Below are 7,394 nucleotides of genomic sequence, written 5' to 3' on the forward strand. Positions count from 1 at the left end.
CTTTTTTAACTCACCCGCCCCCCCCCTCTAACCACCCTATCTTTAAAACCCTCTCCCCCCCCCCCCCCCCCCCCCCCCCCCCCCCCCCCCCGGCCCCGGGGGGCGCCGCCCCCCCCGCCCGCCCCCCCCCGCGCCGGTCAGTTGTCCAGGGTCCCCACGTGGTGGACGCGGACGAGGTTGGTGGAGCCGGCGAGGCCGGGCGGGGAGCCGGCGGTGATGACGACGATGTCGCCCTTCTGGCAGCGGCCGAGCGACAGGAGGGCCGCGTCGACCTGTTCGACCATCTGGTCGGTGGTGGGGGCGAAGGGGCCGAGGAAGGTCTCGACGCCCCAGGTGAGGGCGAGTTGGCTGCGGACGGCGGGTTCGTAGGTGAAGGCGAGGACGGGGATGGGCGAGCGGTAGCGGGTCAGCCGGCGTGCGGTGTCGCCGGACTGGGTGAAGGCGATGAGGTACTTGGCGTGCAGGAAGTCGCCGATCTCGGCGGCCGCGCGGGCGACGGCGCCGCCCTGGGTGCGCGGCTTGTTGCCGGTGGTCAGGGGCGGCAGTCCGGCGGCGAGGATGTCGGTTTCGGCGGCCTCGATGATGCGGCTCATGGTCTTGACGGTCTCGACGGGGTACTTGCCGACGGAGGTCTCGCCGGAGAGCATCACGGCGTCGGTCCCGTCGAGGACGGCGTTGGCGACGTCGGAGGCCTCGGCCCGGGTGGGCCGGGAGGCGTTGATCATCGAGTCGAGCATCTGGGTGGCGACGATGACCGGCTTGGCGTTGCGCTTGGCGAGTTTGACGGCGCGCTTCTGGACGAGCGGGACCTGTTCGAGGGGCATCTCCACGCCCAGGTCGCCGCGGGCCACCATGATGCCGTCGAAGGCGTCGACGATGGATTCCAGGTTGTCGACCGCCTGCGGCTTCTCGATCTTGGCGATGACGGGGACGAGGCGCCCCTCCTCGGCCATGATCCGGTGGACGTCCTCGATGTCGCGGCCGCTGCGGACGAAGGAGAGCGCGATCAGGTCGGCGCCGGTGCGCAGGCCCCACCGCAGGTCGGCGACGTCCTTGTCGCTGAGTGCGGGGACGGAGACGGCGACGCCGGGGAGGTTGAGGCCCTTGTGGTCGGAGACGAGGCCGCCTTCGATGACGAGGCAGCGCACGCGCGGCCCGTCGACCTCGACGACCTCCAGGGTGACCCGGCCGTCGTCGACGAGGATGCGTTCGCCGCGGGTGACGTCGGCGGCGAGGCCGGGGTAGGTGGTGCCGCAGATGTCCTTGTCTCCGACGACGCCGTTGTCGGTGGAGATGGTGAACTCGTCGCCGCGTTCGAGAAGTACGGGGCCGTGGGCGAAGGTGTCGAGCCGGATCTTCGGGCCTTGAAGGTCGACGAGGATGCCGACGCTGCGGCCGCTCTCGTCGGCGGCCTTGCGGACGCGGCGGTAGCGTTCCTCGTGCTCGTCGTGGGTTCCGTGGCTGAGGTTGAAACGGGCGATGTCCATTCCGGCGTCGACCAGGGATTTGATCTGGTCGTACGAGTCGGTGGCCGGCCCGAGGGTGCAGACGATTTTTGCTCGGCGCATACTGCTGAGGGTAGGCATTACCGGCGCGTAACCACGACGCGGGTCCGGACGGCGGGATGACCTTTGCCGTAAGGCGAGTTGAACAATCTGACACATCCTCGGACCGGTGTGCGAGCAGCTGCCCGGGTGCCGTCGCCGTCCGGCCTTCCGATGCGAACCCGTGAAGGGGTGTTCACCCTTGGTTCACCGTCGGTTCGGCCGCCGCTCCCCGCCCGGCGGGACGCTCGTCACCCCCGGGTGACCACCCGGACGACGTAGCGGACGAGGGGGAGGCGTTCGGCATGAGACGCACTCTGGGGGTGTTGGCGGCGTTGGCCCTGCTGGGCGGGGTGACGTACGCGCTGATCCCGCAGGACGACCCGGGCGGCGACATCGTCACCGTCTCCGGCCTGATCGGTTCGGAGAAGCGCGACTTCTTCCAGGATCCGCAGGTCGTCGCCGAGTTGGCCAAGCAGGGCATGAAGGTGAACGCGGAGAGCATCGGCTCCTGGCTGATGGACGGCGACGCGAAGGACTTCGCGTTCCCGGCCAGTCAGCCACCGGCCGACAAGCTGCGCGTGGACTGGAACATCAAGGAGGTCCCGGTCCAGCCGTTCTACTCGCCGCTGGTGATCCTCGCGCACCGCCCGGTGGCGGACGTCCTGATGGGCAACGGCCTGGCCACCCTGGACCATTCCACCGGGCTGTGGACGTTCCGGATGGACGCCTACCTGGCCGCGCTGAAGGCCGGCCGCACCTGGCCGGACCTCGCGGGCGCGACCGAGCACGCGGAGTTGAAGGGCCCGGTGTTCCTCACCACCACCGACCCTGAGACGTCCTCCTCGGGGGCGCTGCACATCGCCCTGCTGTCGTACCTGCTGAACAACCGCCAGGTGGTCTACGACCAGGCCGGGATCGACGCCACCAAGGACGTGCTGCGCACGGCGACGGCGATCCAGGGCGGCCAGAAGAGCAGCAGCGACGAGCCGTTCAAGGCCTTCCTGGCCGGGGTCGGCAATCCGCTGGTGCTCGCGTACGAGTCGCAGGCCGCCGCGATGGTGCTGAAGGGCGAGTCGACCGGCGACATGGTGGTGCTGTACCCGGACACCACCATCTACACCGACCACACCATCGTCGGCCGCACGCCGAACGGCCGGCGGCTGGCCGCCCAGCTGCACGACAACGCCGAACTTCGTCGGCTGGAGGCGAAGTTCGGCTTCCGCCCGCAGGACGACCCGGACGCCTTCGCCGCGCTGGTGAAGGGCAAGACCCCGGTCCTGGCGCCCAATCTCGCGGCGGCGAAGGTCAACCAGCCGCAGATTCCCGTGCCCGACATCCTGACCAGGCTGATCAAGGCCGCCAAGGGGAAGGCTCAGTGAACTCCCGGATGAAGAAGCACAGTTGGCCGGTCGCCGCGCTGGCGACCCTGCTGGCGTCCGCCGCCTGCACCTCCACCCCGCCGGGCCCGAAGCCGTCCGACCCGCCGGCCACGACGGCGCAGCCGGGGGTGCTGCGGGTGCTGGCCGGCAGCGAGCTGCAGGACCTGGCGCCGATCCTGGAGGACGCCAGGAAGGCGACCGGGGTGACGGTGCAGTTCTCCTGGACGGGCTCGCTGGACGGCGCGGACGCGGTGTCCTCGGGCCGGGCGGACGGCAAGTACGACGCGGTGTGGTTCCCGTCCAACCAGTACCTGCGACTGGATGACGCGGGGAAGTCGAAGGTGCTGTCGGAGACGCCGGTGATGGTGTCGCCGGTGGCGGTGGGGGTGCGGTCCTCGGTCCTCAACGAGCTCGGCTGGGGGGACGGTTCGAAGGTCTCCTGGGCGCAGGTCGGGGATGCGGCGTCGGCCGGGAAGCTGGCGTACGGGATGGCGGACCCGTCCCGGTCGAACTCGGGCTTCTCGACGCTGGTGGCGGTGGCCTCGGCGTTCTCGGGTGCGGGGGCGGCGCTGACCGAGGGGGACGTGCAGAAGGCGGCGCCGCAGTTGAAGCAGTTCTTCACCGGCCAGAAGCTGACGTCGGGCTCCTCGGGCTGGCTGGCGCAGGCCTACACCCGGGCGGAGCCGGGCAAGGTCGGGGCGCTGGTGAACTACGAGTCGGTGCTGCTGTCGATGAACAAGTCGCTGGCGGCGGACCAGCAGCTGACGGTGATCCGCCCGGTGGACGGGGTGGTGTCGGCGGACTATCCGCTGTCGCTGCTGTCCTCGTCCGCGCAGCGGGAGCGGGACTCCTTCCAGCGGTTGACGGCGTACCTGTTGAAGGAGGACGTGCAGAAACGGATCTCCGAGGTGACGCTGCGCCGCCCGGTGGCGCCGGGGGTGTCGCCGGCGGCCGGGCTGCCGGCGGACCGGCGCCGGGAGCTGCCGTTCCCGGGGAGCCGGGCGGTGGCGGACGGGCTGCTGGCCTCGTACCAGAACGAGCTGCGGCGGCCGTCGCGGACGGTGTACGTGCTGGACACCTCGGGGTCGATGGAGGGTTCGCGGATCTCGGCTCTGAAGTCGGCGCTGGGCCGGTTGACGGGGGCGGACGACACCCGGGCGGTGCGCAGGTTCCGGGACCGCGAGGAGGTGACGCTGATCTCCTTCGCGTCGAAGGTGAAGTGGGCGAGGACGCACGCGGTGCCGGCCTCGGGGAGCAAGCCGGGCCCGGAGACGGAGCTGGCGTCGATCGACGCGGACGTGCAGTCGCTGGCGGCGTCGGGGGGTACGGCGTTGTACGACTCGCTGGAGGAGGCGTACCGGGTGATCGACCGGCAGCAGTCGGCGGCGGGGGACGACCGGTTCACGTCGATCGTGCTGATGACCGACGGGGAGAGCAACGAGGGGGCTTCGGACGGCGACTTCAAGCGGTTCCACGACGGGCTGCCGGCCGGGCAGAAGTCGATCCCGGTGTTCCCGATCAAGTTCGGGGAGGCGGCGGTGAGCCAGCTGCAGGGGATCGCGGACGTGAGCGGCGGCAAGCTGTTCGACGGGTCGGGTTCGCTGGACGGGGTGTTCGAGGAGATTCGTGGCTACCAGTGACGGGTTCGGCCGACGGGTGCTGCGGTACCTGGAGTCGGCCCGGAACCTGGTCGGCTGCGGGGGCGGCGCGGTGGGACTGGGGCTGCACTTCGCCGGGCTGGGCGGGGCGTGGTGGCCGGCGGTGGTGGCGGGGCTGTACGGGGCGGGCGCGCTGCTGACGCCGGGCGCGCGGACGGACCCGCCCGTCGTGCCGCCCGTCGTCCTGCCCGTCGATCCGCTGGTGCCGCCGCTGCCGTCGGGGCCGCCGCTGCCGTCGGGGCCGTCGGGGCCGTCGACGGCTTCCACGTCGACGCCCAGGCCGGACCCGGAGCCCGCGCCGGAGCCCGCGCCGGAGCCCGCACCGCGACCCGATCCCGAGCTCGCCGCGCTGGCCGACTACCTGGCCACGGTGCCGCTGCCGGATTCGGCCGGTGTGGCGGGCCTGCTGGCGGCGCTGCGCTCGGCGGAGCCGGGGCCGGTGCCCGAGGAGATCGTGCGGCACCGGCTGCCGGTGGCGGTGGCCGGCTACCTGCGGGCGCTGACCTGGCGGCCGTGGGCGGGGCCGGACGCCCCGGATCCGGAGGCGGAGCTCGGCCGCGAGGTGCGCCGACTGGTCGCGGACCTGAACTGAGCGTCCTGCCCCCGAGGGTCCTGCCCCCGAGGAAACCGGACAGGGCCCGGCCGGGTCCCCTTACCACCCCGCCCTCCGCGCACCCCCGTCACGAACGAGTCGCCAAGATCTCACCTGCTGGAAACGTCGGAGGGCTATCCACCGGCCGGGCCCGCACGGCACACTTCTACGCGCGTCCTTCTACGCGCGTCGATGCGCTTCGGCACGCCACCCGAACACCAGTTGACGGACCATCGGCCCGTCAGTCCCCACCCGGGAGAGTCGTCCATGCCCCTGAACCGCCGTGACTTCGTCACCCGGTCCGCCGCCACCGCAGCCGGCGCCGCCCTGACCGGCGGAGCAGTCGTCGCCGCCGCCCCCGCCGCCGTGGCCGCCGAGCCGGCTCCGGCGGCCGCCAAGGGCAAGCGCAAGGGCCGCAAGCAGGCCTTCACCGTCATGGGCACCACCGACCTGCACGGCCGGGTGCTCAACTGGGACTACTTCACCGACGCCGTGTACGCCGACAAGGCGCACAACGACGTCGGCCTCGCCAAGATCTCCACCCTGGCCAACCAGGTCCGCGAGGAGAAGGGCTGGGACCGCTGCCTGCTGATCGACTCCGGCGACATCATCCAGGGCACCCAGCTGACCTACTACTACGCCCGGATCGAGCCGATCGCCACCGACGGCGACAACGTGCCCGACCACCCCATGGCCGTCGCCATGAACCTCATGGGCTACGACGCCGCCGCGCTCGGCAACCACGAGTTCAACTACGGCATCCCCACCGTGAAGGCCTTCGAGGACCAGCTGGAGTTCCCGCTGCTGGGCGCCAACGCGCTGCACGCGAAGAACGAGAAGCCGGCCTTCAAGCCGTACGTGATCAAGGAGGTGTGGCTGGACGAGGACACCCCTCTGAAGGTCGGCATCCTCGGCCTCACCAACCCGGGCATCGCGATCTGGGACAAGGCCAACGTCACCGGCAAGATGGTCTTCCCGGGCATCGTCGAGACGGCCGCCAAGTACGTGCCCCGGATGAAGGCCGCGGGCGCGGACGTCATCGTCGTCTCCGCCCACTCCGGCATCGACGAGCCGACCACCTACGGCGACCAGCTGCCCTGGCCCGAGGACGCCTCCGGCGAGATGGCCGAGACCGTTCCGGGCATCGACGCGGTGCTGGTGGGCCACACCCACAAGGAGGTGGCGCAGCGGCTGATCGTCAACAAGAAGACCGGCAGGACCGTGGTGCTCTCCGAGCCGCTGTGCTGGGGCCAGCGCCTGAGCTGCTTCGACTTCGACGTCGAGTTCGCCGACGGCGCGTGGAAGGTCCTCTCGGTGTCCTCGCGGGTGCTGAACTCCAACACCGTGCCGGAGAACCCGGAGATCGTGGACGCGCTGACCGAGCAGCACAAGAAGGTCGTGGCGTACGTCAACCAGCAGATCGGCACCTGCAAGACGGATCTGTCGATCGCCGAGGCGCGGTTCCGGGCGACCCCGATCATCGACCTGATCGGCCGGGTGCAGGCGGACGCGGTGAAGGCGGCGCTGGCGGGCGGGCAGTACGCCAACCTGCCGGTGCTGGCGCAGGCGGCGCCGTTCAACCGGACGGCGCTGATCCCGGCGGGCCAGGTGAAGCTGCGCGACGCGGCGGGTCTGTACATCTACGAGAACACGCTGGAGGCACGCGTCCTGACGGGCGCGCAGCTGAAGGACTACCTGGAGTTCTCGGCCAAGTACTACAACCAGCTGGCCCCGGGCGCGCCGGTCGACAAGGACGCGCTGACCGGCGCGGAGACCACGCCGGACTACAACTACGACTCGCTGTACGGGCTGAGCTACGACATCGACATCGCGCAGCCGAAGGGGCAGCGGATCGTCAACCTGTCGTTCCAGGGCAAGCCGATCGACCCGGCCGCGCAGTTCGTCCTGGCGGTCAACAACTACCGTGCCAACGGCGGCGGCAACTTCCCGCACGTGGCGCAGGCCAAGCTGGTCTGGTCGAACTCGGACGAGATCCGCAACACGATGATCGCCTGGGTGAAGGCCAAGGGCGTCATCGACCCGGCAGACTTCTTCACCGACTCCTGGCGCCTGGTGCGCGCCGGCCAGCCGGTGTTCTGAGCACCTCACCCGAAGGCCGTCGGGGGGGGGCGGGACCCCCCCCGCCCCCCGCCCGCGGGGGGGGGGGGCGGGGGGAAATGGGGGCGGGGGGGGGGGGCGAAAAACCAAACCCGCGCGG

Annotated in this window: 5 protein-coding genes; 4 read left to right on the plus strand and 1 reads right to left on the minus strand. The window is 71.1% G+C overall.

Annotated elements, in window-relative coordinates; all coding sequences use genetic code 11:
• Positions 1-137 precede the first annotated feature (137 nt).
• A complete protein-coding gene (gene pyk / locus AB0P03_RS40425) occupies positions 138-1,568 on the minus strand; it encodes a pyruvate kinase (RefSeq protein ID WP_363588915.1) in 1,431 nt (476 codons plus the stop codon).
• Positions 1,569-1,849: 281 nt separating this feature from the next.
• Here pyk and AB0P03_RS40430 point away from each other — a divergent pair, with 281 nt between their 5' ends.
• From AB0P03_RS40430 to AB0P03_RS40445, 4 genes are all read left to right on the plus strand, one after another.
• Positions 1,850-2,926: a hypothetical protein gene (locus tag AB0P03_RS40430; protein ID WP_063347154.1), complete on the plus strand. Its 1,077-nt coding sequence runs from the start codon at positions 1,850-1,852 to the stop codon at positions 2,924-2,926.
• Positions 2,927-2,934: 8 nt separating this feature from the next.
• Positions 2,935-4,566, plus strand: coding sequence for a VWA domain-containing protein (locus tag AB0P03_RS40435; protein ID WP_363588917.1), 1,632 nt, complete (start codon positions 2,935-2,937; stop codon positions 4,564-4,566).
• Positions 4,553-5,176, plus strand: coding sequence for a hypothetical protein (locus AB0P03_RS40440; RefSeq protein ID WP_363633729.1), 624 nt, complete (start codon positions 4,553-4,555; stop codon positions 5,174-5,176). The genes AB0P03_RS40435 and AB0P03_RS40440 overlap by 14 nt, the downstream gene beginning before the upstream one ends.
• Before the next feature lie 267 nt (positions 5,177-5,443).
• Positions 5,444-7,276: a 5'-nucleotidase C-terminal domain-containing protein gene (locus AB0P03_RS40445; protein ID WP_363588921.1), complete on the plus strand. Its 1,833-nt coding sequence runs from the start codon at positions 5,444-5,446 to the stop codon at positions 7,274-7,276.
• The last annotated feature ends 118 nt before the right edge of the window (positions 7,277-7,394 follow it).

Origin of the sequence: Kitasatospora sp. NPDC088779, assembly GCF_040685395.1 — a bacterium.
In the GTDB taxonomy this organism is placed as follows: domain Bacteria; phylum Actinomycetota; class Actinomycetes; order Streptomycetales; family Streptomycetaceae; genus Kitasatospora.

Coding starts and splice junctions, on each gene's coding strand:
- pyk (WP_363588915.1), bottom strand. CDS start 1,568: ATGCGCCGAGCAAAAATCGTCTGCACCCTCGGGCCGGCCACCGACTCG.
- AB0P03_RS40430 (WP_063347154.1), top strand. CDS start 1,850: ATGAGACGCACTCTGGGGGTGTTGGCGGCGTTGGCCCTGCTGGGCGGG.
- AB0P03_RS40435 (WP_363588917.1), top strand. CDS start 2,935: ATGAAGAAGCACAGTTGGCCGGTCGCCGCGCTGGCGACCCTGCTGGCG.
- AB0P03_RS40445 (WP_363588921.1), top strand. CDS start 5,444: ATGCCCCTGAACCGCCGTGACTTCGTCACCCGGTCCGCCGCCACCGCA.